Here is a 25,311-nt window from a genome sequence, read left to right as displayed (position 1 = left end):
CTCGGTTCACTCCTTGACGTACGGCTGGCCTGTGGCAGCCGGGGCGCGCGAGCGCCCGACGAGCCCCGCGACGGCCAGCAGCGTCACGACGTACGGCAGCATGAGCATGAACTGGCTGGGCACGGGCGCGCCGACGATGCTGAGCGCCCCCTCGAGGTTCGACGCGAAGCCGAACAGCAGCGCCGCGAGGGCCGCACGGACCGGGTCCCACTTGCCGAAGATCACGGCCGCGAGCGCGATGAAGCCCGCGCCCGCGGTCATCTCCTTGCCGAAGCTCGAGACCGAGACGACCGTGTAGAACGCGCCGCCGATGCCGGCGATCGCGCCCGCGACCATGAGCGCGAGGTAGCGCGTGCGCTCGACCTTGATGCCGACCGTGTCCGCCGCCTTGGGGTGCTCGCCGACCGCGCGGACCCGCAGGCCCCAGCGCGTGCGGTACAGCGCGTACCAGACGCCCGGCACCACGAGGTACATGAGGTAGACGATCAGAGACTGGTTGAACAGCGACGGGCCGATCACGGGGATGTGCGACAGCCCCGGGATCGCGACGTTGGAGAACCGCGTGGTGCTGTTGAGCTCGGGGTTCGAGACGAGCACCTGCGAGTACAGGAAGCTCGTCACGCCGATGACCAGCACGTTGAGGACGACGCCGACGATCACCTGGTTGACCTTGTAGGTGATGGTGAACACGCCCAGCACGAGCGACACCAGGACGCCCGCGACGACCGCCGCGACGACGCCGGCCCACGGGCTGCCGGTGACCGAGCCCGCGACGGCCGCGCAGAACGCCCCCGCCAGCAGCTGGCCCTCGATCGCGATGTTGACGACGCCGACGCGCTCGCCGATCACGCCGCCGAGCGCGCCGAACACGATCGGCACGGCCAGCAGCACCGAGCCGCCGATCACGCGCACGAGCGGCACGTCGTTGGGGCTGCCGGCGGCCGCCCACGCGAGGAACCCGACGAGGAACAGGACGGCGAACACCGCCGACACCCAGCCCGGGACCTTGCGGCGGCCGGCGACGCGCAGGAACGCGAACGCGGCGAGCAGCGCCATGAGGACCACCGCGACCCAGCCGGTCGCGGTGCCGGGCACGTCGATGCTCGGCAGCGCGACGAGGTCGCCCGAGCTCGAGAGCCGGAACGTCGCGTCGCCCTCGCGCGCACGCAGCGCGAGCAGCAGCGCGAACAGGGCGGTCACGACCGCGAGGACCACGGGGACCTTGCGGGACACGACGGTCACGAGCCGCGGCTCGACGACCTCGTCCGGTGCGGGCACCGGCTGCGCCGTCGTCGTGCTCATCGCTGCACCTCCTGGCGGCGCGCGGCGCCGAGACGGCGGCCCTTGGCCGGCGTGCGACGGCCCGGCTGCGGGAGCCGGAAGACCGCGCGCACCAGCGGCGGCGCCGCGATGAACAGGACGATGAGGGACTGCACGACGAGCACGATCTCGATCGGGATGCCCTCGGACGCCTGCATGACCGAGCCGCCCGCCTTGAACCCGCCGAACAGCAGGCCCGCGAACAGCACCCCGACGGGGTTGGACGACCCGAGCAGCGCGACCGTGATCGCGTCGAACCCGATCCCCGCGTCGATGTCGTAGCTGAAGCCGGTGGTGATGAGGCCGAGCACCTGCGTGCTGCCCGCGAGCCCGACGAGCGCACCGCTGACGAGCATCGCGAGGACGGTCGAGCGCGAGACGTCGATGCCGGCGACGCGCGCCGCGTGGGGGTTCTCGCCCACGGCGCGCAGCGAGAAGCCGAGGCTCGAGCGCTCGAGCAGCCACCAGGCGAGGAACACCGCGGCGAGCGCGAGCAGGAAGCCCAGGTGCAGGCGGAACGACGGCCCGAGCAGGCGCGGCAGCAGCGCGGTCTCCGCCATGGGCGGCGTCTTGGGGTTCGCCGACCCGGGCGCCTGCAGCAGGCCGGGCGTGGCCAGCAGGTACGACAGCAGGTAGAACGCGACGTAGTTGAGCATGATCGTGACGATCACCTCGTGCGCGCCCGTGGTGGCCTTGAGCAGGCCCGCGAGGGCACCCCACAGGGCGCCGGCGGCGACGCCCGCGACGAGCGCGACGACCACGTGCAGCCCGACCGGCAGGTCGAACGCGAAGCCGACCCAGCCGGCCGCCGCCGCGGAGATCAGCATCTGGCCCTGGCCACCGATGTTGAACAGGCCGGAGCGGAACGCGATCGCGAGGCCGAGACCGGCGACGATCAGCGGCGTCGCGTAGGTCAGCGACTGCGTCAGGGGGCGGATGCCCTGCACGAACGAGTCGGCCGTGTAGTTGTAGACGGCACCGCGGAAGAGCGCCGAGTACGCGCCGCCGACCGCCTGGCCGATGGCCGCGAGCGTGTCACCGGGCCGCGCGAAGAAGTACGACGAGGCCTCCTGCACGCCCTCGTCGGTGAACGCGATCATCACGGACCCGGCGAGCACCGCCAGGACGACGGCGCCCAGCGACACCGCCCAGCCGCCCGACACGACGCGCGCGATCGCGTCGTTCCAGCGGGTGTCCCGTGCGACGGCCGGGGGTCCGGCGTCGTCGCCGCCCGCGTCCGGTGCGACGACCCCGGGCGCGGCGGACGTGGCGTCCGTGGCCGGGTGCTGCGGCTCGCTCACGCGGCCTCTCCCTCGGTCGGGGCGACGCCGGCCATCATGAGGCCGAGGACGTCGCGGGGGGTGTCGGACGGGACGATGCCGACGACGCGGCCGCGGTACATGACGAGGATCCGGTCGGCGAGCGCGACCGCCTCGTCGAGCTCGGTGGCGACCACGACCACGGGCACGCCCGCGTCCCGGGTCTCGACGACCCGCTTGTGGATGAACTCGATGGAACCGACGTCGACGCCGCGCGTCGGCTGCGCGGCGACGAGCAGGCGCAGGTCGCGCGACAGCTCGCGCGCGACGACGACCTTCTGCTGGTTGCCGCCCGACAGACGCCCGACGGGCGAGCCGATGCCCTGCGTCCGGATGTCGTACTCCTCGACCTTCTCGCGCGCGAACGCGTCGCGCGCGCGCAGCTGCAACGCGCCGGCGCGGACGAACGGGCGCCCGTTGGTGCGGTCGAGCACGAGGTTCTCGGCGACGGTGAACGAGCCGACGAGGCCGTCCTCGTTGCGGTCCTCGGGGACGTAGCCGACGCCCGCGTCGAGCACCTGGCGCACGGTGCGCCCGACGAGCTCGGTGCCGTCGAGGCGGATGCTGCCGGTCACGCGGTCCTGCAGGCCCGCGAGCGCCTCGGCCAGCTCGGTCTGCCCGTTGCCCTGGACGCCGGCGACGACGAGGATCTCGCCGCTCGGGACCTCGAACGACACGTCGTCGACGAGCACGGCGCCGCGCGCGTCGGTGACCTGGAGGTTGCGCACGCTCAGGCCGCCCTCGGCGAGGCGCGGAGCGTCCTTGTGCACGACGAGCTCGACGGGGCGGCCGACCATGAGCGACGCGAGCTGGGCGTCGGTCGCGGTGGGCTCGGCCTCGCCGACGATCGCACCGCGGCGCACGACCGTGATGCGGTCCGCGACGGCGCGCACCTCACGCAGCTTGTGGGTGATGAAGACGATCGCGGCGCCGCCCTCCTTGAGCTGGCGCATGATGCCCATGAGCTCGTCGGTCTCCTGCGGCGTCAGCACCGCGGTCGGCTCGTCGAACACGAGCACCTTCGCGTCGCGCGACAGGGCCTTGATGATCTCGACGCGCTGCTGCACGCCCACGGGGAGGTCCTCGACGACGGCGTCGGGGTCGACGTGGAAGCCGAAGCGGTCGGCGATCTCGCGCACGCGGGTGCGGGCCGACTCGAGGTCGAGGCGCCCTCCCGCGCGGGTCTGCTCGTGGCCGAGCATGACGTTCTCGGCGACCGTGAACACCGGGATCAGCATGAAGTGCTGGTGCACCATGCCGATGCCGGCGGCCATCGCGTCGCCCGGTCCGGCGAAGTGCTGGACCTCGTCGTCCAGCAGGATCTCGCCCTCGTCGGCCTGGTACAGGCCGTACAGCACGTTCATGAGCGTCGACTTCCCGGCGCCGTTCTCACCGAGGAGGCAGTGGATCTCGCCGGGCTCGACCGTCAGGTCGATGTGGTCGTTGGCGACCAGGGCGCCGAAGCGCTTGGTGATGCCGCGCAGCTCGAGCTTCATGGGGTCCTCGGGGTTCGGGACGGTGCGGGTGGAGGGCTCGGGCGAGGCGCTCGTGGCGCGCCGGTGAGCCGTCCGGGAGATCGTCGCACGGGGGACGCCCCGGACGAGCCGTCGCCGGCCGTCCGGGGCGTCGCGTCACGCGTGCGACGACGCGATCACTTCGCCAGGTACGAGGTGACCGTGACGTCGCCGTCGATGATCTGCTGCTTGAGGTCCTCGACCTCGGTGAGCAGGCCCGCGTCGACCTTCGACTCGAAGTTGTGCAGCGGCGCGATGCCGACGCCCTCGTTCTCGAGCGTGCCGACGTAGGTCTCGGCGTCGAACTTGCCCTCGCCCGCGGCCGTGACGGCCTCGTTCGTCGAGAGCTTCATGTTCTTGAGGATCGACGTGAGGACGAGGTCCTGCGTCGACGGGTCGGTCTCGAAGACGTCGGCGTCGGCGCCGATCAGCGCGACCTCGCGGCCCGAGTCAGCGATGGCGTCCATCGCGGACTGGTAGATCGGACCACCGACGGGGAGGATCACGTCGACGCCCTGGTCGATGATGCCGGCCGCGACCTGCTTGGCCGTGTCGTTGGCGTCGAAGCCACCGGTGAACGAGCCCTGGTCGCCGCCCTGGTAGCCGATGACCTGCACGGACGCGCCGTTGACCTTGTTGTAGTACTCGACGCCCTGCTTGAAGCCGTCCATGAAGATCGTCACGGTCGGGTAGGGCTGGCCGCCGAACGTGCCGACCTTGTTGACGCCGTTGCCGGCCGAGTAGCCGGCCGACAGGTAGCCGGCGAGGAACGCGGCCTGGGCCGTGTCGTAGAGCAGCGGCTTGATGTTCTCGGCGTCCTTCTGGCCGTCGAAGTCGTTGTCCGCGGCGTCGTCGACCAGGATGAAGTCGATGTCGGGGTTGGCGTTGGCCTGCTCGACCGTCGCGGCCGACAGCGCGAAGCCGACGGACACGATCGTGTTGCAGCTCTCGGCCACGAGGCTCTCGAGGTTCGGCGCGAAGTCGGCCTCGGAGTCGGACTGCACCTCGGCGAAGCCGGCGCCGAGCGCCTCGGTCGCCTCCTTGGTGCCCTCGTAGCTGAGCTGGTTGAAGCTCTTGTCGTCGAACCCGCCGGCGTCGGAGACGATGCAGGCCTTGAAGTCGGACGCAGCCTTGTCGCTGCCGCCGGCCGTGGGCTCGGACGCCTCGGGAGCACTGCCACACGCCGCGAGCGCGAGGGCGACCGCCCCACCCAGTGCGGCCACTCGGATGATCTTCTTCACGACAGGTTGTCTCCTGCTTCTCGTCGTCGCGCCGCGCGGCGTGGCCGGTGCCGCCGGTGCCTCGTCGCACCGGCGCCGCCCGGATCCGGTCGGCATGATCACTGCGGACCCTAGGCACCCCCAGGTCACGCTCTTGTTACCGACCCGTATCTGCGCAGGTTCTGTGATGAAAACGCAACCTGTTCCCGCGCCTCGGACGCGCGGTCCGAGGCGCGAGACGGACGCTCAGGACGAGGCCGGCACGGCGGCGCGGCGGCCCGCCAGCTGCGCGGCGCGGGCGAGCAGCACGGCCCCCGCCTCGACGGCCCGCTCGTCCACGCGCAGGTCGCCCTGGTGGATGTCGAAGGTGTGGCCGCCGGGCGTGCGCGTGCCCAGTCGCGCCATCGCGCCCGGGACCTTCGTGAGGTACCACGCGAAGTCCTCGCCGCCCAGCGACTGCTCGGTCAGGTGCACCGACTCGGGGCCCAGCACGTCGCGCGCCGCGGCCTCGAGCACCCCGGTGCTCTCCGCGCCGTTCTCCACGGGCGGGACGCCGCGCTGGTGCTTGACCTCGACCTCGACGCCCAGCGGGTGCACGACGTCGTGCACGGCCTGCTCGAAGACCGCCGACGCGCGCTCCCACGCCCGCACGTCGAGGCACCGCAGCGTGCCCATCACCGTGCCGGTCGACGGGATGGCGTTGTGCACCGTCCCCGCGCGCACCGCGCCCCACGTGAGGTTGACCCCCGAGCGCGGGTCGAGCCGGCGGCCCAGGACGGCGGGCACCTGCGTGACGACCTGACCGAGCGCGAACACCACGTCGCCCGTCAGGTGCGGCCGCGACGTGTGCCCGCCCGGCCCGGTCAGCGTCACGGTGACCTCGTCGGAGGCCGACGTGATGGGCCCGATGCGCGTGCCGACGAGGCCGACGTCGAGCTTCGGGTCGCAGTGCACCGAGAAGATCTGCGCGACCCCGTCGAGACCGCCGGCGTTGATCACGTCGATCGAGCCGCCGGGCTGCACCTCCTCGGCCGGCTGGAAGACGAGCCGGACGCCCGTGGTGAGCAGGCCCTCGTCCGCGAGCCGCGCGAGCGCGAGCCCCGCGCCGAGGACCGCGGTGGTGTGCACGTCGTGCCCGCACGCGTGCGCGACTCCGCGGTGCGTCGACGACCACGGCAGGCCGCACGTGTCCGGCACGGGCAGCCCGTCGAGGTCCGCACGCAGGGCCACGAGCCGCGCGCCCGACGCGGCGACCGTCGGGCCGACGTCGCACCACAGCCCGGACCCGGGCAGCACGTGCGGCGTCAGCCCCGCGGCCCGCAGACGCTCCGCGACGACGCGCGTCGTGCGCTCCTCGGTGCGCCCCAGCTCGGGGTGCGCGTGCAGGTCGCGCCGAAAGGCGACGAGCTCGGCGCGCAGCCCGGCGACGGCGGACGCGAGCACGCGCGCCCCCGGGTCGGACGGCTCCGGGGCGAGCGTGCTCAGCGGCGGCACGTCGCTCGGCGAGAGCGGCACGGACGGGTGGTCGGACGACGGGATGGGCACGTCACCGAGGGTATCGCCGCAGCCCGGACGCGCCCGGCGAGGTCCACCGCCCCGGCGGCGGACGGTCAGAGCAGGTCGTCGCGCCCGCGCTCGCGCCACGCGTCGACGGCCTGCTTGACGTCCTGCGCGTGCGCACGCGTGGTGACCAGCACGGCGTCGGGCGTGTCGACGACGACCGCGTCGGGCACGCCGACGACCGTCACGGTGCGCCCGCCGGTCGCGACGACCGCGCCGTCGGAGGCGAGCCGCAGCACGTGGGCGGCCTCACCGAGCGTGGCACCGTCCGCGCCGGCGTCGAGGAGGGTCCCGAGCGACGCGAAGTCGCCGACGTCGTCCCACCCGAACGCCCCGGGCACGACCGCCATGCCTCCCGCGGCGGCGACCGGCTCGGCGATCGCGTGGTCGATCGCGATCCGGGTGAGGCCGGGCCAGACGTCGGCGAGCCGCGCCGCACGCTCGGGGGTGTCCCACACCTCGGCGATCGCGCGCAGGCCGTCGTGCAGCGCGGGCAGCTGCGCCGCGAGGTGGTCGAGCAGCACGCCGACGCGCACGACGAACATGCCGGCGTTCCAGCTGTACTCACCGGTCGCGAGGTACTCCGCGGCGGTCTGCGCGTCGGGCTTCTCGGTGAAGCCCGCGACGTGGTGCGCGTGCGGCGCGTCGGCGACGTCGAGCGGCGCGCCGCTGCGCACGTACCCGAAGCCGGTCGACGGCTCGGTCGCGCGGATGCCGACCGTGACGACCTTGCCCGTGCGGGCGACGGCGACGGCCTCGCGGACCGTCGCCTCGAACACCGGCAGCTCCGTGATGACGTGGTCGGCCGCGAACGACCCGAGCACGACGTCCGGTCCGTGCCGGTGCGCGAGGACCGCCGCGGCGAGCCCGATGGCCGCCATCGAGTCGCGCGGGCTCGGCTCGGCGAGGACGTCGCCGTCCGCGAGCCCGGGCAGCTGCGCGGCGACCGCCGCGGCGTGCCGCGCGCCGGTGACGACCAGCACGTGGCCCGGGCCGGTGAGCGGGACCAGGCGGTCGACCGTCGCCTGCAGCAGCGAGCGCCCGCTGCCGGTGAGGTCCAGCAGGAACTTCGGGTGCCCGGCGCGCGAGAGCGGCCACAGGCGGGTGCCCGCTCCCCCGGCGGGGACGACGGCGTGGAAGTCGCTGAGGGGTGCGTGCGGCATGGCGCAACCGTAGCGACGACGCGCGGCGGCTCCCAGCTCCTGCGTCCCCGCGCGGGCGCGCGCACCCCGGCGGGTCGCGGACGCGACGGACCGACGTCCCGCACGGCACGGCGCGACCTGTGGGCTTGGTCACAAACGCCACCCCGCCGGGCCTTCCGACCCACCGAGGTGGGGCGGGCCGCGGGTACGGGTCACTACAGTGAGGGGCACGTCAGGACACCGACGTCCGCACGCTGACTCGCCACAGGAGGCCCCCCACCGTGTCCTCAGCGCCCACCGCGCCACCGCGGCCGGCCGGAACGCTCTACCGCGGGCGCGAAGGCATGTGGTCGTGGGTCGCGCACCGCATCACCGGTTTCGCGATCTTCTTCTTCCTGCTCGTGCACGTCCTCGACACCGCGCTCGTGCGCGTGTCCCCCGAGGCGTACAACGACGTCATCGGCACGTACAAGAACCCGATCATGGGTCTGGGCGAGGCCGGGCTCGTGCTCGCGATCGTGTTCCACGCGTTCAACGGCCTGCGGATCATCCTGGTCGACTTCTGGGCCAAGGGCCCCCGCTACCAGCGCGTCATGCTCTGGGTCGTGATGGGGCTGCTCGTCGTCACCATGGCCGGGTTCCTGCCGCGCCACCTCTCCAACGTCTTCGGGGGGCACTGACATGAGCGCCGTCGCCGATCCCAAGGCCCCCCGCGCCTCGCGCCCCGGTCCGTCGCGCCGCACGACCCGCGGCAACTTCGAGCTGTACGGCTGGGTCTTCATGCGCGCGTCGGGCGTCGTCCTCGTCGTGCTGATCTTCGGCCACCTGTTCGTCAACCTCATGGTGGGCGACGGCATCAGCGCGATCGACTTCGGCTTCGTCGCCGGCAAGTGGGCGTCGCCGTTCTGGCAGGTCTGGGACCTGCTGATGCTCTGGCTCGCGATGCTGCACGGCACCAACGGCGTCCGGACGATCATCAACGACTACGCCGAGCGCGACACGACGCGCATGGTGCTCAAGGTCGCGCTGTACGTCGCGACCGTGCTGGTCGTGACCCTCGGCACGCTCGTGATCTTCACGTTCGACCCGTGCCCGCCGAACAGCCCGGCCTCCCTCCTGCCGTCGTTCTGCACGGCCTGACCCACCGGACGCCCCGACCGGACGCCCCCAGCGAAGGAAGGCATCCCAGCCGATGCAGACCCACCAGTACGACGTCGTCATCGTCGGCGCGGGCGGCGCCGGCATGCGCGCGGCCCTCGAGTCCTCGACCCGCGTGCGCACGGCCGTCATCTCCAAGCTCTACCCGACGCGCTCCCACACCGGGGCGGCGCAGGGCGGCATGTGCGCCGCGCTCGCCAACGTCGAGGAGGACAACTGGGAGTGGCACACGTTCGACACCGTCAAGGGCGGCGACTACCTCGTCGACCAGGACGCCGCCGAGGTCATGGCCAAGGAGGCCATCGACGCGGTGCTCGACCTGGAGAAGATGGGCCTGCCGTTCAACCGCACGCCCGAGGGCCGCATCGACCAGCGCCGGTTCGGCGGTCACACGCGCAACCACGGCGAGGCCGCCGTGCGGCGGTCCTGCTACGCGGCCGACCGCACCGGCCACATGATCTTGCAGACGCTGTACCAGCAGTGCGTGAAGAACGACGTCGAGTTCTTCAACGAGTTCTACGTGCTCGACCTGCTGGTCGACCACGACCTCGCGGCGGGCGACGTGCCCGCGGGCGAGGAGGTCAACGTCTCGGGCGTCGTGGCGTACGAGCTCGCGACCGGCGAGATCCACGTCTTCCAGGCCAAGGCCGTCGTGTTCGCGACCGGCGGCGCCGGCAAGATCTTCAAGACCACGTCGAACGCCCACACCCTCACGGGCGACGGCATGGCCCTGGCCTACCGCCGCGGCATCCCGCTCGAGGACATGGAGTTCTTCCAGTTCCACCCGACCGGCCTCGCGGGCCTGGGGATCCTGCTGTCGGAGGCCGCGCGCGGCGAGGGCGGCATCCTGCGCAACGCGGACGGCGAGCGCTTCATGGAGCGCTACGCGCCCACGATCAAGGACCTCGCCCCGCGCGACATCGTCGCCCGGTCGATGGCCAACGAGGTGCGCGAGGGGCGCGGCGCGGGGCCCAACAAGGACTACGTCCTGCTGGACCTCACGCACCTCGAGCCCGCGCACATCGACGCCAAGCTCCCCGACATCACGGAGTTCGCGCGCACGTACCTCGGCATCGAGCCGTACACCGAACCCGTGCCCGTCTACCCGACCGCGCACTACGCGATGGGCGGCATCCCGACCAACATCGAGGGCGAGGTCCTGCGCAACGCGGACGACGTCATCAAGGGCCTGTACGCCGCCGGCGAGGTCGCGTGCGTCTCGGTGCACGGGTCCAACCGCCTCGGCACCAACTCGCTCCTCGACATCAACGTGTTCGGCAAGCGCGCCGGCCGCTCGGCCGCCGCGTACGCGGCGACCGCGTCGTTCGTCGAGCTGCCCGAGTCGCCCGCGACGACCGTCGAGGCCGAGCTCGAGACGATCCGCACGCGCCCCGACGGCGAGCGGGTCGCCGACATCCGCCGCGCGCTGCAGGAGACGATGGACGCCAACGCGCAGGTGTTCCGCACCGCGGAGTCCCTCACGCAGGCGCTCGAGGACCTCAAGGCGCTGCGCAAGCGGTACGAGGCCGTGTCGGTGCAGGACAAGACCCGCACGTTCAACACCGACCTGCTCGAGGCCGTCGAGCTGGGCTTCCTGCTCGACATCGCCGAGACCGTCGTCGTCGGCGCGCTCAACCGTGAGGAGTCCCGCGGCGGTCACTTCCGCGAGGACTTCCCGCAGCGCGACGACGCGAGGTTCATGCAGCACACCATGGCGTACCGCCGCCCGCTCGCCACGGGTGCCGTCACCGTGGGCGACGACGACGGGGCGTTCTCCCGGGCCGAGGAGTTCGACGGGTACCAGCTCGTCCTCGGCGCCAAGCCCGTCACCGTCACCCGCTACCAGCCGATGGAGCGCAAGTACTGATGACCGCCACCCTGGACGCCCCCGCACCCGAGGCCGGCGCCGTGCCGTCCTTCCAGGTCACGCTGAAGATCCGCCGGTTCCTGCCGTCGGACGACGCGATCCCCACGTTCGGCGAGGCCTTCGAGGCCGAGCCGCGCTGGGACGAGTTCACGGTCGACGTGCACGGCACGGACCGCGTGCTCGACGCGCTGCACAAGATCAAGTGGGAGCAGGACGGCTCGCTGACGTTCCGCCGGTCGTGCGCGCACGGCATCTGCGGCTCGGACGCGATGCGGATCAACGGCCGCAACCGGCTCGCCTGCAAGACGCTGCTCAAGGACCTCGACCCGTCCAAGCCGATCGTGGTCGAGCCCATCAAGGGCCTGCCCGTGGTCAAGGACCTCGTGGTCGACATGGAGCCGTTCTTCGCGTCCTACCGCGAGATCATGCCGTTCCTCATCACCACGGGGACGGAGCCCACCAAGGAGCGCCTGCAGTCCCCGAAGCAGCGCGAGCGGTTCGACGACACGACCAAGTGCATCCTGTGCGCCGCGTGCACGTCGTCCTGCCCGGTGTTCTGGACCGACGGGCAGTACTTCGGCCCCGCCGCGATCGTCAACGCGCACCGGTTCATCTTCGACAGCCGCGACGAGGGCGGCACGCAGCGCCTCGAGATCCTCAACGACAAGGAGGGCGTGTGGCGCTGCCGCACGACCTTCAACTGCACCGAGGCGTGCCCGCGCGGCATCGAGGTCACCAAGGCGATCCAGGAGGTCAAGCGCGCGATGATCACGCGCGCCTTCTGACGCCCGCCCGGACGCCGCGACGGCCCCGTCGGACCCCCGGTCCGGCGGGGCCGTCGCACGCCCGGCGACCTCGGCTCAGCGCCCGCGGGAGCCCGCCCCGTGGTGGTCGGCACCGCGGTCGTCGGCCGGCTCCGCCTGCGGCGGGTCGGCCGTCCAGGCCGCGGCGAGCAGCACGATCCGCGCGATGAGGTTGATCCACAGCAGCAGCACGACGATCACCGCGAACGACGCGAGCACGGGGTTGCGGTCGACCGATCCCGCGACGACCGACGTGCCCAGCACGCGGACCACGCCGAGCCCGACGCCCGCGATCACGGCGCCACCCAGGAGGTCCCGCCGGGGCGGGTGCTGCCCGGCCAGCACGCGGACGACCATGACGAACACGCCCGCGTCCACGACGAACGCCACGAGCACACCGAGCACGCGCACCACGAGGCCCGTGCCGTCGGACCACCCGAGCGTGCCCATGAGCCAGTCCGCGGCCGTCGTCACGGCGAGCCCGAGGAGCGCCGACACGAGCACGGCCGCGCCGATCGCGACGAAGCCGCCGAGCTCGCGCAGCTTGCCCGCGACCGCGGTGACGGCGTCGTCCGCCGCGAACATCGCGCGCACCGCCGTGCGCAGCGCCGCGACCGCCGAGATCGCGCTCACGAGCAGCACGACGAACGCGACGACGCCCGCGACGCTCAGCCCCGTGCTCATCTGCAGGTCCGACGGGTCGAGCATGCCCTGCCCGTCGCCCGTGTCGATGAGCCCGGGCAGCGAGGACGCGGCGGTGTCGAGCACCCGCTGCCGCAGGGCCTCGTCGCCGCCGAGCACCGCCATGAACACGGTCCAGCCGATCGTCAGGCCGGCGAACACCGAGAAGAGCGTCGCGTACGCGATCCCGCCGGTGAGCAGGCCGCCCCCGGCCGCGCCGAAGCGCGCGTTGGCCCGTGCCGCGCGGGTCCGCTGCCACCACGCCAGCAGCGCCTGGACGCGCTCGACCAGACCCGCGAACCCGGCGCTGCGGCGCGGCCCCTCGGGGTCGGGGGCCAGCTCGGCGGCGTGCCGGTGCGCCTCGCCCGCGCCGGCGGGCGGGCGGACGACGGACGGCTCGGACCGGGTGCGGCGCTTCATGCGCCGAATCTAGGTGGGCCTCCGCGACGCGGCATCCGCTGCGGACGACGCGGGCCGTGCCGCGCGACACGTCGGCCGCGGCGTGCCCGGCGCGGGGCGGGGCGCCGTCGTCTCAGACGGTGCGGGCGGGCGTCGACGCCGCGCGGTCGGCGCCGGCCGAGCCGTCGCCGCCGAGCGCGAACTGCCGGACGGGACGCCACGCCGCCCCGTCGTGCACAAACCGGTGCAGGTGCGTGACGTCGAACGCGGCCTCGTAGCCGGCCATGTCGCGCTGCGCGCCGTCGAGGGCGGCGTCGTCCAGGTCGTGCGCGACCGTGACGTGGGGGTGGAACGGGAACGCCGACGGCACGTCCAGCGGTCCCGCGCGCAGGGCCCGCTCGAGCGCGGCGCAGTCGTCGCCGCCGCGCTCGAGCGCGACGAACACCACGGGCGACACGGGCCGGAACGTCTGCGTGCCGCGCAGCACCACCCGGAACGGCGCGTGCGAGCCCGCGACGCGCGCGAGGTGCGCGTCGAGCGCGTCGAGCGCGTCGAGCGCGACAGGCGTGGGCCCGACGAGCGTCACGTGCGGCACGATGTTGTGCGCCTCGGGGTCGCCGAAGCGCACCCGGGCGTCGTGCAGCTGCGTGCGGAACGGCTCGGGGATCGCGAGCGCGACCCCCACCACCGTCTCGTCGGCACCCGCCCGGGGCAGCCTCATGCGCGCGTCCGGCGACGCGGGAGCAGGCCCGAGCGGTCGTAGATCCGCTCGAGCGTCGGCGTCGCGAGGTCGCGTGCCCGGTCCGCCCCGTCCGCGAGGACGTCGTCCAGCGCCGACGGGTCCGACAGGTAGTGCCGGACGCGCTCCTGGAACGGCGTGAGGAAGTCCACCACGACGTCCGCGAGGTCCTTCTTGAGGTCGCCGTACCCCTTGCCCGCGTAGTCCTGCTCGAGCGACGGGACCGTGCGCCCCGTGAGGGCCGAGAAGATCGTCAGCAGGTTCGACACGCCCGGCTTGGCCGCCACGTCGTAGCGGATCTCCCGCTCGGCGTCCGTCACCGCGGAGCGGATGCGCTTGGCGACGACCTTCGGGTCGTCGAGCAGCTCGATGAGCCCGTTGGGGCTCTCGGCGGACTTGCTCATCTTCGACGTCGGGTCCTGCAGGTCGTAGATCTTGGCCGTGGCCGCGACGATGTGCGGCTCGGGGACCACCACCGTGCCACGGCCGAAGCGCGAGTTGAGACGCTGCGCGAGGTCGCGCGTGAGCTCGAGGTGCTGCCGCTGGTCCTCCCCCACCGGCACGAGCTGCGTGTCGTAGAGCAGGATGTCCGCCGCCATGAGCACGGGGTACGTGAAGAGCCCGACCGTCGTGCCCTCGGTGCCCTGCTTGGCGGACTTGTCCTTGAACTGCGTCATGCGACCGGCCTCGCCGAAACCCGTGTGGCAGGACAGGATCCACGCGAGCTCGGCGTGCTCCGGCACGTGCGACTGCACGAACAGGATCGAGCGCTGCGGGTCGACACCCGCCGCGAGGTACTGCGCGGCCGTGCGGCGCGTGCGCTCGCGCAGCACCTTCGGGTCGGGCGCGACGGTCAGGGCGTGCAGGTCGACGACGCAGTAGATCGCGTCGTGCGTCTCCTGCAGCGCGACCCACTGCGTGAGCGCCCCGAGGTAGTTGCCGAGCTGCAACGAGTCCGACGTGGGCTGCATGCCGGAGAAGATCCGGGCGCCGGACGTGGACGTCGCGGCGGGCTGCGCCGTGGGCAGCACCTGGGTCATGCGTGGGCCTCCTGGAGGGGTGACCGGCGCGCGGGCCGGTCGGGGGCGGGTCGGGCGTGCGCGGGGCGGGCGTGCGGGCGGCGCGTCACGGGTCAGGTGGCCTCGTCGTCGAACGGGGCCGGGGTGCCCGGGGCGAGCGTCGCCACGGACGCCGCGGCGACGGGCCCCGCGGGCCCGGGCGGCCGCGCGGAGCGGGGGCCCGGGTCGTCGAGCAGGGCGTCGCGCACGATGCGGCGGGGGTCGTAGCGGCGCGGGTCCAGCGCCTCCCAGTCGACGTCCGTGCCACCCAGCTCGTCGTCGACGCGGCGGCGAGCGTCCCGCGCCGCGTCCCGCGCCTGGCGCACCCAGCCCGCGAGCTGCTCGGCGTACCCCGGGAGCCGCTCGGGTCCGACGACCAGCGCGACGACGAGCAGCAGGATGATCAGCTCGCCTCCGTTGATCCCGAACACCCGACCAGGCTACCGCGCGGCGCGCCCCGTCCCCGGCGGTCCGTCCGGTCGGTGGGAGGCCGCGCGTCGGGGCCGCGGTGACGGCGCGACAGCTCAGTCCGAGGGCGCCTCGTCGAGGCGCACGCGCACGTCGCGCTCGCTCTCGCCGGTCCGCACCCGCAGCACCACCGTGTCTCCCGGCCGGTGGGCCCGGATGGCGACGATGAGCTCCTCGGACGCGGTCACGGGCCGGCCGTCGATCGCGAGGATGACGTCGCCGCGCCGGATCCCGGCGGCGTCGGCCGGGCCGTCGGGCGTGACCGCCGACTGACCGTCCGGGTCCTGCTCGAAGACCCGCACGCCCTCGCCGGAGTACTCGTTGTCGAGCAGCACGCCGATCACGGGGTACGTCGCGCGGCCCGTCTCGATGAGCTGCTCGGCCGTGCGGCGCGCCTGGTTCGAGGGGATCGCGAAGCCGAGCCCGATGCTGCCGGCGCTCGTGAGACGCCCCGGGAGCTGCGCGATCGCGGAGTTGATGCCGACGACCTCGCCCGCGGCGTTGACGAGCGGCCCCCCCGAGTTCCCGGGGTTGATCGCGGCGTCGGTCTGGATCGCGTTGATGAAGGCCGCGTCGCTGGAGTCCCCCGCGACGACGGGTCGGTTCCGCGCGCTCACGATCCCCGTCGTCACGGTCCCGACGAGCCCGAGCGGCGCGCCGACCGCGACCACCGGGTCGCCGACGACGACCGCGTCGGAGTCGCCCAGCACGAGCGGCGTGAGCCCGGAGGCCTCGACCTTGACGACCGCGAGGTCGTACTCGCCGGTCGCCCCCACCACCGTGCCGGGCAGCTCGGAGCCGTCGCCGAACACGACCACGAGCGAGCCGGAGTCCGCGCCCGCGACCACGTGGTTGTTGGTCAGCACGTAGCCGTCCTCGCGCAGCACGAAGCCCGAGCCCGAGCCCTCGCCGTCGGGCGTGCGGACCTCGATCGACACGACGCTGGGCAGCACGCCCGCGGCGATGCCCGCGACCGAGTCGGGCGCGCGGTCCACCGGCGCGCCGGTCCCACCAGGGACCGCGACCGTGGGCAGCGCCGCGTCGGCCGGTCGCGCGTCGTCCGGCAGCAGGCGCGCGCCGAGCACGCCACCCCCGACGCCCGCGACGAGGGCGAGCACGACCAGCGGCGCGACCCACGCGACCGACAGCGCCCGCCGCCGCCGGCGGCGGACGACCTGCGGCGCGGCGGCGGCGCCGCCGGGGGTCGGCGGGCCGAGCGGCACGGGCGACGCGTGCCCCGGGGCCGTCGCGGGCGGCACGGGTGCGTACCCGGGGTGCGCGCCGGGGACGGGTGCGGCGTGTGCGACCGGCGCGTCCGCGGCGGCCGGGCGCGCGACGTGCCGGTACGACGACGGGGCCGCGAACAGCGGCGCGGACGGCGCCGGGGCGGGCACGGGACCGGTGGCCGCCGGCTCGGCGGGACGCGTCCCGTCGGCGTCGCTCACGGGCGCTCCCACACCGTCGACACGGTCTGCCAGCCGCGGCCGATGCGTCCGGTCATGGTGTCGTCGTAGCCGCCGGCCGGGAAGGCCGCGACGAGCGCGTCGACGTCGCCGTCGTCCTGCGCGGCGACGACCTGCACGACCGTCGCCTCGGACTGCCACGCGACGTGCCAGGGCTCGTACGACAGCACGTGGACCTCGCGACCGCCGATCTCGCGGACGGGGGCGCCCGCGAGCGCGTCGGTGTCGAGGCGTCCCTGCTGCTCCGTCACCACGAACGTGCCGTCGGGGCCTGCGACGTCGACCTCGAGCGTGTCGACGTCGCCGGGCGACCAGCGGATCCCCGCGACGCGCCAGTCGGTGGGCAGGCTCTGCGGGAACGTCCACCCCTGGCCGCGCAGCCGCGACACGGTGTCGTCGTCGGCACGCAGCGTGCGTCCGTCGACCGCGACGGCCGACGGGTGCGCGAGGAGCCCGAGCACCGCCGCGGGGTGGCTCGTGGGGGTCACGACGGGACGGCCGCCGAGGACGAACAGGCTCGCGGCGACCGCGCCCAGCCCCGCCACCGAGCCCACCACGAGGCGCACGGGTGAACGGCGCGCGACGACGTCGCCGCGCAGCGCACGCGTGGCCGCGACGGGCAGCGCGGCGCCGCCGCCGACGGCGAACGGGTCGCACCGGGGCGCGTCCGGCGGCGCCCCCTGCGCGGACAGCGAGAGCAGACGGGCCGTGAGGTCCTCGGTGGGCTGCACCGGCTCCGCGGCCGCGAGCGCGCGCCGCGCGGCACGCGCGTCGGCCAGCTCGCGCGCGCACGCACCGCACAGCGCGACGTGCGCGAGCGCGCGCTCGGTCGCGGCGGGGTCGAGCTGCCCGTCCACGAGCGCGCTGATGCGCGAGCCGAGGTGCATCATCGGGCCACCCCCGCGGGGGCGTCCGCCGTGCCGGTCACGACCCCCGGCAGGGACGCGTCCGGGTCGGCGGACGTCGCGGTGGACGGCCGCCGGTGCTCGAGCGCGACCCGCAGCCGGGCGCGGGCCCGGTGGATCCGCGAGCGCACGGTGCCGAGCTTGATGCCCAGCGTGACGGCGATCTCCTCGTACGACAGCCCCTCGATGTCGCACAGCACGACGGCCGCGCGGTACTCGGGCGGCAGCGCGTCGAGCGCGCGCTGCACGTCGTGGTCGAGGTTCCCGTTCTCGAACGCGCGCTCGGGCGTCGCGAGCGCGTCGGGCGAGGCCCAGCGCTCGGTGTCGTCCCCGATGGTCTCGATCCGCACGCGCTGGCGGCGGCGAGCCTGGTCGAGGAACAGGTTGGTCGTGATGCGGTGCAACCACCCCTCGAACGTGCCGGGGCTGTACGTGTGCAGCGACCGGAAGACCCGCACGAACGTCTCCTGCGTGAGGTCCTCGGCGTCGTGCCGGTTGCCGGTCAGGCGGTACGCGAGACGGTAGACGCGCGCCGAGTGCTCGCGGACGATCTCCTCCCACGACGGTGCCTGCCAGTCGGCGGGCTGATCGCTCATGTGCGTGGGTTCTCTCCGGGTCGGGACGCTGACCACCAGTGTCCCAGGTCGACGCCAGGACCTCGACCCGTGTTCGTCGTGGGCGAACCCGTGCGCGCCCGTCCGCCACGCGCGCGCGGTGACCGACGGCCGACACACCCGGGACTACGCTGACCGCCAGGGACGCCCCCGCCCGGGGCGCACGACGAGGAGGCCGACATCTCCACCGACAAGGCCCAGAGCTGGGTGTACTGCGAGGAGTTCCTCGACGAGGACGACGTGCTGCTGCGGGCCCGCGAGCGCGCGTCGCACCTCGGGTGCACCCCCGTGGCCCCCGGTGCGGGTGCGGCGCTGCGCGTGCTGGCGGCCGCGGTGCAGGCGCGCGCGGTCGTCGAGGTCGGCACCGGTGCCGGCGTCGGCTCGCTCTACCTGCTGCGCGGCATGCCCGCGGACGGCGTGCTCACGACGATCGACATCGAGCTCGAGCACCAGCGTGCCGCCAAGGAGGCGTTCGCCGAGGAGGGCGTCCGCAGCACGCGCACGCGCGCGATCTCGGGCCGCGCGCTGGACGTGCTGCCGCGTCTGACCGACGGCGGCTACGACATGGTCGTCGTCGACGCCGACGTCGAGGGCTACCCGGGCTACGTCGAGCAGGCCGTGCGGCTGCTGCGCCCGGGCGGCGTGCTGGTCGTGGACGACGCGCTCTGGTACGACCGCGTCGCCGACCCGGCGCGCCGCGACGAGACCACGACGACCGTGCGGGACGTCGGCCGGCAGGTCCGTGCGGACGAGCGCCTGGTGCCCGCGCTGCTGCCCACGGGCGACGGCCTGCTGGTGGCCGTGCGGCGCTGACCGCTCCCCCGCCGGGGGCGCGGGCACGCGTCAGACCAGCGCGTCCAGGTACTCCAGGAGCAACCGAGCGCCGTAGCCGGTCGCGCCCTCGGTGACCTCGTGCTTGTCGGCGGTCGCACGTGCAGGGCCGGCGATGTCGAGGTGGGCCCAGGTCCGCTCGCCGACGAAGCGCTGCAGGAACAGGGCCGCGGTGATCGAGCCGCCGCCGATCGTGCGGTCCTGCGGCACGTGCCGCAGGTCGGCGACGGACGAGTGCACGGCCTCGGCGTAGTCCGCGACGAGCGGCATCGGCCAGGCGAGCTCGCCCGTGCGCTCACCCGCGGCGGCGAGCGCGGCGACGAGGGCGTCGTCGGTGCCGTACAGCGCGGCGTGCTGCTTGCCGAGGCCGAGGCTCGCGGCGCCCGTGAGCGTCGCGACGTCGAGGAGCACGTCGGGCTCGAGCGTCGCGTCGGCCCACGCGAGCGCGTCGGCGAGCACCAGGCGCCCCTCGGCGTCGGTGTTGGCGATCTCGACGGTCGTGCCGCCGTGCAGCGTCAGCACGTCGCCGGGCCGGTAGGAGGCGGCGCCGACGTGGTTCTCGGCGAGCGGCAGCACGGCGGTCACGCGGTGCGGCACGCGGGAGCGCGCGGCGCCGAGGACGGTCGCGAGCGCGACCGCGGCACCGGCCATGTCCGTCTTCATGGGCACCATGGCCTCGCGCGGCTTGATCGACAGACCGCCCGTGTCGTAGGTGATGCCCTTGCCCACGACGACGACGTGCCGGCCCCCGCCGCCCTCCGGCGTGTACGTGAGCCGCACGAGGCGCGGCGGCGAGGCGGAACCGCCGCCCACCGCGAGGATCCCGCCGAACCCGCCCGCGGCGAGCTCGCGCGAGCCGAGCACCTGGACCTCGAGCCCCGCGTCCGTGCCGAGCCGGCGCGCACGGTCCGCGAGCCACGCCGGGTCCTTGACGTTCGAGGGCGTGTTGGCGAGGTCGCGCACGAGCCACGTCGCGGTGGCCCCGGTGCGGGCGGCCTCGACGGCCGTCGCCACCTCGTCGCCGTCCCGCCCGAGCAGCACGAGCTCGGCGGCGCGCGCGGTCGGCGGCTCGGCCGTGACGCGCGGCGTCGTGTACGCCGCGAGCAGGTAGCCCTCCACGACCGCGCGCGCGGCACGTGCGGCGCCGGCGGCGTCGTGGTGGGTCTGCGCGCCGACGGTCGTCGCGACCCGGCCCAGGTCGCGCGTCGCGCGTGCGAGCGCCGCACCCGCACGGCGCAGCGCCGTCGGGCTCTCGTCACCGACGCCCACGAGCACGAGCCGCGGCGGCAGCCCCGCCCACGGCAGCGCGACGGACGACCCGACGGGCAGCGGCAGGTGCACCGTGAACGCCTCGCCCGCCGCACCCGTGAGCCGGGCGCGCTCCGCCAGCTCGGCGAGGTCGACGCCGTACCGCGCCGCCGCCTGCGGCGTCCCCGAGCGGGGCTGCAGCGCGTCGTCGCCCGGCCGCGGCGGGGCGACCTGCACGGCCACCGCGTCGACCGACCCGTCCGTGAGGAGCGGGGAGTCGACGACGGTGGCGCCGTGCAGCGTGACGAGCGGCGGCGTGCGCAGGGCGGCGGTCGCGGCGGTGCCGGTGGAGCGAGGGCTCATGCGGCGGTCGTCAGCCGACGACGGAGGACAGGGCCTCGCCCAGCTCGGCGGCCTCGGTCGCGTTGAGCTCGACCACCAGCCGTCCGCCGCCCTCGAGCGGGACGCGCATGACGATGCCGCGACCCTCCTTGGTCACCTCGAGCGGTCCGTCGCCGGTCCTCGGCTTCATCGCGGCCATGCGGCCTCTCCTTCGCCTCGTCTACGGCCGTCCGACGTTCGTCGGCGGCCCCGGCAACCTCACTGGTCAGCCGGTTGTCCGCCGACCATCCTAGTTCACCGAGGGCGGACACCGCCCCGGTGCCCGCACCACGGACCGCTCACGGCGGCCAGTCGCCGTGCGGGTTGAACTCCCACATCTGGCGGATCCACAGCACCTGCAGCCCCAGCATGAGCACGAGGACGGCGCCGAACCACAGCCGACGCGCCCACGGGGGCCGCGTCACGGCCCCGGCCGTCACCGCTGCCAGCGGGAACGCGAGCAGCAGGAACCGCGCGAGGCTCGAGCCCGGCTCGATGACCGCGACGATGTACAGCACGTACGCGGCCGACCACGCGTGCAGCTCGGGCCCGACGCGCCACGCGGCCGGCACCAGCAGCACCGCCAGCACGAGCGCCGCACCGGCCGCGACGAGCCACGGCCCGGCGTCGCCGAACCAGAACTGCGGCACGTACGTCCAGCCGTAGAACGGGGTCACCTCCCGGATGCCGCGCCACGCCTCCTGCGTCTGCAGGTAGCCGTCCGGCACGCCCGTCGCCCAGCCGCAGATCGCCGGCCACGCGACGCCCGACACCCCCGCGGCGACCGCGAGCCCGGCGAGGCCGAGGCCGTCGCGCCGCCCGAACGTGTCCTCGCCGCGGCGCGCACGCCACCAGCGCACACCCGCGTGGACCACCACGACGACGGCCATCGGCAGCGCGACCGCGCGCGTGAAGCCGAGCGCCACGACCGCGAGCGCGGCCCAGCCGTACTGCCGCCGCACGATCAGCAGCAGCGACGTCGCGACCAGCAGCAGCGCGGCGGACTCGGTGTACGCCACCTGCAGGACCGCGGCCGTCGGGAAGGCGCAGACCAGCGCGACCGACGCGAGCGGCAGCCCGGGCCGCGCCGCGACCGCGCGAGGCGCACCCTGCCGGACCACCTCGTGCACGACCAGTGCGGCCGCGGCCGCGAGCACGAGCGAGACGGTCGGCGCCACGACGACCCACGAGCCGCCCGTGAGCGCCATGAGGCCCCGCACGAGCATCGGGTAGAGCGGGAAGAAGGCCCAGGGGTTCTGCTGCACGAGCCCTTGCGCGTCGCGCGGGAGCTCCGCGGGGTAGCCGCTCTCGGCGATCTGCCGGTACCAGCCGCCGTCGTACATGAGCGCGACGTACTGCTGGTACGGCGGGTTGGCGTCGGTCCAGAGGTTCGCCTCCTGGACCGTCGACGTCCACACGAAGACCACGCCCGCGAGCAGCCGCGACGCAGCGAACACGAGCAGCACGTGCACCCACCAGGGCCACGCACGGACGCGCTCCCACCACCCCGCGGGCCGCCGCTCCGGCGCGGCGTCGTACCCGGTCGGTGCCCCGGCCGCGTCCGCGGCGGCCACGGCGCCGTCGCCGTTCCCGCCCTGCGCCGCGCTCACACCATGCCCCGCAGCGCGACCGCGGGCGCCCGCTCGGCGCGGATCGCCCCGACCATGTCGAGCGTGCGCCGCGTCGCCGCGACGTCGTGCACGCGGAACACGCGCGCACCGAGCCACGCCGCGACCGCCGTCGCGGCGAGCGTGCCCTCGAGCCGCTCGTCGGGCGGCAGGTCGAGCGTCTCCCCCACCAGGTCCTTGCGCGAGATCGCCATGAGCACAGGGTGCCCGATCTGCACGATCTGCGGGGTGCTTCTGAGCAGGTGCAGCGAGTGCCACGTGGTCTTGCCGAAGTCGAGCGTCGCGTCGACGAGCACCGCGGCGGGGTCGACCCCGAGCGCGACCGCCCGCGCGGCCGCGGCCGTCAGCGTGCGGACCACGTCGTCGACGACGCCGTCGAGCGGGTCGACGCCCGGCGGCGCGGGGTACGTGACGCGGAACGGGTCGGTGCGCGGCGTCGCGCCGCCGGTGTGCGAGCACACGACGCCGAGCCCCCGCTCGGCGGCGACCTCGACGAGCCCCGGGTCGTGCCCCGCCCACGTGTCGTTGAGCAGGTCGGCACCCGCGTCGGCGACCGCGCGCGCGACGCCCGCGCGCCACGTGTCGACGCTCACCAGCAGCTCCGGGTGCCGCGCGCGCACGCGCTCGACGACGGGCACGACGCGCGCGACCTCCTCGGCCTCGTCGACCGCCGGACCGCGGCCCGCCCGCACGCCCCCCACGTCCAGCACGTCGGCGCCCTGCTCGACGGCCCTGTCGACGGCCGCGTCGACGTCGTCGTCGCGGTAGCGCGCCGCGGCGTAGAACGAGTCCGGCGTGCGGTTGACGACCGCCATGACGACGGGCCGGTCGGGCGCGAACGTCCGACCGCGCAGCCGCAGCGGCGCCGCACCGGCGGGGACGCCGGGCAGCGGGCCGCTCGTCACCACCCGCCGCCGGCGAGCTGCTCGTCCTGCGGCTCGCCGCCGACGGCCTCCGGGACCGGGCCGCCGCTGGCGACCTGCGCGTCGTGGTTCGCCCGTTCGGTCGCCTCGGCGGCCGCGGCCTCCTCGGCACGGATCTCGGCGTTGCGCCGCACGACGACGTCGACGGCCTCCTCGGCGGTCGACGCGACGTGCAGCAGGTCGACGTCGGCGGCGGCGATCATGCCGTTCTCGAGGACCGGACCGCGCAGCCACGCGAGCAGCCCGTCCCAGTAGTCGCCGCCGAGCAGCACGATCGGGAAGCCCGTGACCTTGTGGGTCTGGACGAGCGTGAGCGCCTCGAAGAGCTCGTCGAACGTGCCGAACCCGCCGGGCAGCACGACGAAGCCCTCGGAGTACTTGACGAACATCGTCTTGCGGGCGAAGAAGTAGCGGAAGTTGACGCCGAGGTCGACCCAGCGGTTCATGCCCTGCTCGAACGGCAGCTCGATCCCGAGGCCGATCGACAGGCCCTCGGCCTCGGTCGCGCCCTGGTTGGCCGCCTCCATGATCCCGGGACCGCCGCCCGTGATCACCGCGTACCCCGCGTCGACGAGGCCGCGCGCGACGTCCTGCGCCATCGCGTAGTACGGGTCGCCCGGCTTGACGCGCGCCGAGCCGAACACGCTCACGGCGGGCCCGACCTCGGCCAGCGCGCCGAACCCCTCGACGAACTCGCTCTGGATCCGCATGACGCGCCAGGGGTCCGAGTGCAGCCAGGAGGCGCCCTCGCCGCGCGACAGCAGCCGCTGGTCGGAGGTCGTGGCGGGGATCTGGTCGCGCCGCAGCAGCACGGGGCCGCGGCGGTACTCCGGTGCGGGTGCCGACGTCTCGTGGGTCATGGCCCCGAGCCTAGGTGCAGGTGGGACGCGTCGCGGCGGGAAGCGCGCCGCTCGCCGCAGGCCCGGGGACGCCGCGTCAGGCCGTGCCGGGGCCGTCCGGCTGCTCGCCCGTGAGCCACGCGCGCAGCGCGCGGTGGCACAGCTCGATCTGCGCGACGGGCACGCGCTCGTCGTCCTTGTGCGCGAGCAGCGGGTCGCCGGGCCCGAAGTTCACGGCGGGCACCCCGAGCTCGCTGAACCGCGCGACGTCCGTCCAGCCGTACTTGGGCGCCGGGCTGCCCCCGGTCACCGCGAGGACCGCGGCCGCGAAGTCCTGCGCGGCAGGCGCGTCGAGCCCGGGGCGGGCGCCCGCGGCCGCGTCGGTGACCTCGACGTCGTAGCCCGCGAACAGGTCCCGCACGTGCGCGACGGCCTCGTCGACCGACCGCGACGGCGCGAACCGGTAGTTGACCGTGACGACGCACGCGTCGGGGATGACGTTGGTCGCGACGCCGCCGCTGATGAGGACCGCGTTGAGGCTCTCGCGGTACGCGAGCCCGTCGACCTCGACCGTCGCGGGCTCGTACGCCTCGAGCCGGCGCAGCACCTCGCCCGCGGCGTGCACCGCGTTGACGCCGACCCACGCGCGCGCCGAGTGCGCCGCGACGCCCGCCAGCCGCACCTCGACGCGCAGCGTGCCGTTGCAGCCGCCCTCGAGACCGCCGTCGCTGGGCTCGCCGAGCACCGCGAAGTCCGCGGCGAGCCACTCGGGGTGGTGCCGCACGACGCGGCCCAGGCCGTTCAGCTCGGACGCGACCTCCTCGTGGTCGTAGAACACCCACGTCACGTCGTGCACGGGAGCGGTGAGCGACGCGGCGAGCGACAGCGCGACCGCCACGCCGCCCTTCATGTCCACCGTGCCCCGGCCCCACAGCACGTCACCCTCGAGGCGCGTCGGCAGGTTCCCCGCGAGCGGCACGGTGTCGAGGTGGCCCGCGACGACCACGCGACGCTCGCGCCCCAGGTGCGTGCGTGCGACCACGGTGTCACCGTCGCGCAGCACCTCCAGGTGCGGGTGCGCGCGCAGCGCGGCCTCGACCGCGTCCGCGAGGCGCGTCTCGTCGCCGCTCACGGACGGCAGGTCGCACACCTGGCGCGTGAGCGTCACGACGTCGGCGGACAGGTCGAGCAGGTCGTCGGCAGCCACGGCGCCGACCCTACGCGTCCGTCC

Annotated in this window: 24 protein-coding genes; 5 read left to right on the top strand and 19 right to left on the bottom strand. The window is 74.5% G+C overall.

Annotated elements, in window-relative coordinates; all coding sequences use genetic code 11:
- Nucleotides 1–6: 6 nt before the first annotated feature.
- The 6 genes from GY42_RS17905 to GY42_RS17880 form a co-directional block, all read right to left on the bottom strand.
- Nucleotides 7–1,302, bottom strand: coding sequence for an ABC transporter permease (locus GY42_RS17905; protein WP_046530334.1), 1,296 nt, complete (start codon nucleotides 1,300–1,302; stop codon nucleotides 7–9).
- Nucleotides 1,299–2,621: an ABC transporter permease gene (locus GY42_RS17900; RefSeq protein ID WP_082131653.1), complete on the bottom strand. Its 1,323-nt coding sequence runs from the start codon at nucleotides 2,619–2,621 to the stop codon at nucleotides 1,299–1,301. Before GY42_RS17900 ends, GY42_RS17905 begins: the two co-directional genes overlap by 4 nt.
- Nucleotides 2,618–4,135 carry an ABC transporter ATP-binding protein gene (locus GY42_RS17895; RefSeq protein ID WP_046530333.1) on the bottom strand — a complete coding sequence of 506 codons (1,518 nt, stop codon included), beginning with the start codon at nucleotides 4,133–4,135 and terminating at the stop codon, nucleotides 2,618–2,620. The genes GY42_RS17900 and GY42_RS17895 overlap by 4 nt, the downstream gene beginning before the upstream one ends.
- 155 nt (nucleotides 4,136–4,290) lie before the next feature.
- A complete protein-coding gene (locus GY42_RS17890; protein WP_046530332.1) occupies nucleotides 4,291–5,394 on the bottom strand; it encodes a BMP family lipoprotein in 1,104 nt (367 codons plus the stop codon).
- Nucleotides 5,395–5,619: 225 nt separating this feature from the next.
- Nucleotides 5,620–6,918 (bottom strand): amidohydrolase, encoded by a 1,299-nt coding sequence (locus GY42_RS17885; protein WP_082131652.1) that lies wholly within the window; start codon nucleotides 6,916–6,918, stop codon nucleotides 5,620–5,622.
- Nucleotides 6,919–6,983: 65 nt separating this feature from the next.
- Nucleotides 6,984–8,096: a mannose-1-phosphate guanylyltransferase gene (locus tag GY42_RS17880; protein WP_046530331.1), complete on the bottom strand. Its 1,113-nt coding sequence runs from the start codon at nucleotides 8,094–8,096 to the stop codon at nucleotides 6,984–6,986.
- 260 nt (nucleotides 8,097–8,356) lie between these two features.
- On the opposite strand from GY42_RS17880, the gene sdhC reads away from it, so the two are divergent.
- The 4 genes from sdhC to GY42_RS17860 are packed head-to-tail and all read left to right on the top strand — an operon-like array spanning nucleotide 8,357 to nucleotide 11,885.
- On the top strand, nucleotides 8,357–8,755 hold the full coding sequence (gene sdhC, locus GY42_RS17875; protein WP_082131651.1) for a succinate dehydrogenase, cytochrome b556 subunit: 399 nt from the start codon (nucleotides 8,357–8,359) through the stop codon (nucleotides 8,753–8,755).
- Between the two features lies 1 nt (nucleotide 8,756).
- The gene (locus GY42_RS17870) at nucleotides 8,757–9,215 is read left to right on the top strand and encodes a succinate dehydrogenase hydrophobic membrane anchor subunit (protein ID WP_046530329.1); all 459 of its coding nucleotides are present in this window, start codon (nucleotides 8,757–8,759) and stop codon (nucleotides 9,213–9,215) included.
- 52 nt (nucleotides 9,216–9,267) lie between these two features.
- Nucleotides 9,268–11,100, top strand: coding sequence for a succinate dehydrogenase flavoprotein subunit (sdhA, locus tag GY42_RS17865; RefSeq protein WP_046530328.1), 1,833 nt, complete (start codon nucleotides 9,268–9,270; stop codon nucleotides 11,098–11,100).
- Complete coding sequence (locus tag GY42_RS17860; protein ID WP_046530327.1) at nucleotides 11,100–11,885, top strand: succinate dehydrogenase iron-sulfur subunit; 786 nt, start codon at nucleotides 11,100–11,102, stop codon at nucleotides 11,883–11,885. Before sdhA ends, GY42_RS17860 begins: the two co-directional genes overlap by 1 nt.
- Nucleotides 11,886–11,960: 75 nt before the next feature.
- Here the strand turns inward: GY42_RS17860 and GY42_RS17855 are convergent, their stop codons facing one another.
- The 7 genes from GY42_RS17855 to sigE all read right to left on the bottom strand — a co-directional run bounded on the left by GY42_RS17855 (nucleotide 11,961) and on the right by sigE (nucleotide 18,212).
- A complete protein-coding gene (locus tag GY42_RS17855; RefSeq protein ID WP_052748501.1) occupies nucleotides 11,961–13,004 on the bottom strand; it encodes a YihY/virulence factor BrkB family protein in 1,044 nt (347 codons plus the stop codon).
- Nucleotides 13,005–13,116: 112 nt separating this feature from the next.
- Nucleotides 13,117–13,704: a 2'-5' RNA ligase family protein gene (locus tag GY42_RS17850; protein WP_046530326.1), complete on the bottom strand. Its 588-nt coding sequence runs from the start codon at nucleotides 13,702–13,704 to the stop codon at nucleotides 13,117–13,119.
- The gene (gene trpS, locus GY42_RS17845; protein WP_046530325.1) at nucleotides 13,701–14,762 is read right to left on the bottom strand and encodes a tryptophan--tRNA ligase; all 1,062 of its coding nucleotides are present in this window, start codon (nucleotides 14,760–14,762) and stop codon (nucleotides 13,701–13,703) included. Before trpS ends, GY42_RS17850 begins: the two co-directional genes overlap by 4 nt.
- A gap of 92 nt (nucleotides 14,763–14,854) precedes the next feature.
- Nucleotides 14,855–15,211, bottom strand: a complete 357-nt coding sequence (locus GY42_RS17840; RefSeq protein WP_046530324.1) for a translocase — start codon at nucleotides 15,209–15,211, stop codon at nucleotides 14,855–14,857.
- Nucleotides 15,212–15,304: 93 nt separating this feature from the next.
- Nucleotides 15,305–16,693 (bottom strand): S1C family serine protease, encoded by a 1,389-nt coding sequence (locus GY42_RS17835; protein ID WP_046531234.1) that lies wholly within the window; start codon nucleotides 16,691–16,693, stop codon nucleotides 15,305–15,307.
- Nucleotides 16,690–17,601 (bottom strand): zf-HC2 domain-containing protein, encoded by a 912-nt coding sequence (locus GY42_RS17830; RefSeq protein WP_046530323.1) that lies wholly within the window; start codon nucleotides 17,599–17,601, stop codon nucleotides 16,690–16,692. The genes GY42_RS17835 and GY42_RS17830 overlap by 4 nt, the downstream gene beginning before the upstream one ends.
- Nucleotides 17,598–18,212 (bottom strand): RNA polymerase sigma factor SigE, encoded by a 615-nt coding sequence (sigE, locus tag GY42_RS17825; protein ID WP_046530322.1) that lies wholly within the window; start codon nucleotides 18,210–18,212, stop codon nucleotides 17,598–17,600. Before sigE ends, GY42_RS17830 begins: the two co-directional genes overlap by 4 nt.
- A gap of 198 nt (nucleotides 18,213–18,410) precedes the next feature.
- Here sigE and GY42_RS17820 point away from each other — a divergent pair, with 198 nt between their 5' ends.
- Nucleotides 18,411–19,043: an O-methyltransferase gene (locus tag GY42_RS17820; RefSeq protein WP_046530321.1), complete on the top strand. Its 633-nt coding sequence runs from the start codon at nucleotides 18,411–18,413 to the stop codon at nucleotides 19,041–19,043.
- A 30-nt stretch (nucleotides 19,044–19,073) separates the two neighbouring features.
- On the opposite strand, the gene GY42_RS17815 is transcribed toward GY42_RS17820, so the two are convergent.
- The 6 genes from GY42_RS17815 to dapE form a co-directional block, all read right to left on the bottom strand.
- Complete coding sequence (locus GY42_RS17815) at nucleotides 19,074–20,672, bottom strand: leucyl aminopeptidase family protein (RefSeq protein ID WP_046530320.1); 1,599 nt, start codon at nucleotides 20,670–20,672, stop codon at nucleotides 19,074–19,076.
- Nucleotides 20,673–20,682: 10 nt separating this feature from the next.
- On the bottom strand, nucleotides 20,683–20,850 hold the full coding sequence (locus GY42_RS18875; protein ID WP_082131650.1) for a DUF3117 domain-containing protein: 168 nt from the start codon (nucleotides 20,848–20,850) through the stop codon (nucleotides 20,683–20,685).
- 139 nt (nucleotides 20,851–20,989) lie between these two features.
- Nucleotides 20,990–22,300 (bottom strand): hypothetical protein, encoded by a 1,311-nt coding sequence (locus GY42_RS17810; protein ID WP_236686838.1) that lies wholly within the window; start codon nucleotides 22,298–22,300, stop codon nucleotides 20,990–20,992.
- Nucleotides 22,297–23,223 carry a dihydropteroate synthase gene (gene folP / locus GY42_RS17805; RefSeq protein ID WP_046531232.1) on the bottom strand — a complete coding sequence of 309 codons (927 nt, stop codon included), beginning with the start codon at nucleotides 23,221–23,223 and terminating at the stop codon, nucleotides 22,297–22,299. Before folP ends, GY42_RS17810 begins: the two co-directional genes overlap by 4 nt.
- Nucleotides 23,220–24,101: a TIGR00730 family Rossman fold protein gene (locus GY42_RS17800; RefSeq protein ID WP_082131649.1), complete on the bottom strand. Its 882-nt coding sequence runs from the start codon at nucleotides 24,099–24,101 to the stop codon at nucleotides 23,220–23,222. Before GY42_RS17800 ends, folP begins: the two co-directional genes overlap by 4 nt.
- Before the next feature lie 76 nt (nucleotides 24,102–24,177).
- Entirely contained in the window at nucleotides 24,178–25,287 is a 1,110-nt protein-coding gene (gene dapE, locus GY42_RS17795) for a succinyl-diaminopimelate desuccinylase (protein ID WP_046530319.1), read from the bottom strand.
- Nucleotides 25,288–25,311 lie beyond the last annotated feature (24 nt).

The sequence above is a fragment of the Cellulomonas sp. FA1 genome (genome assembly GCF_000986825.1).
Lineage (GTDB): Bacteria > Actinomycetota > Actinomycetes > Actinomycetales > Cellulomonadaceae > Cellulomonas > Cellulomonas iranensis.
The sequence above is the reverse complement of the archived record's forward strand: the minus strand, read 5'-3'. Positions and strand labels throughout refer to the sequence as shown.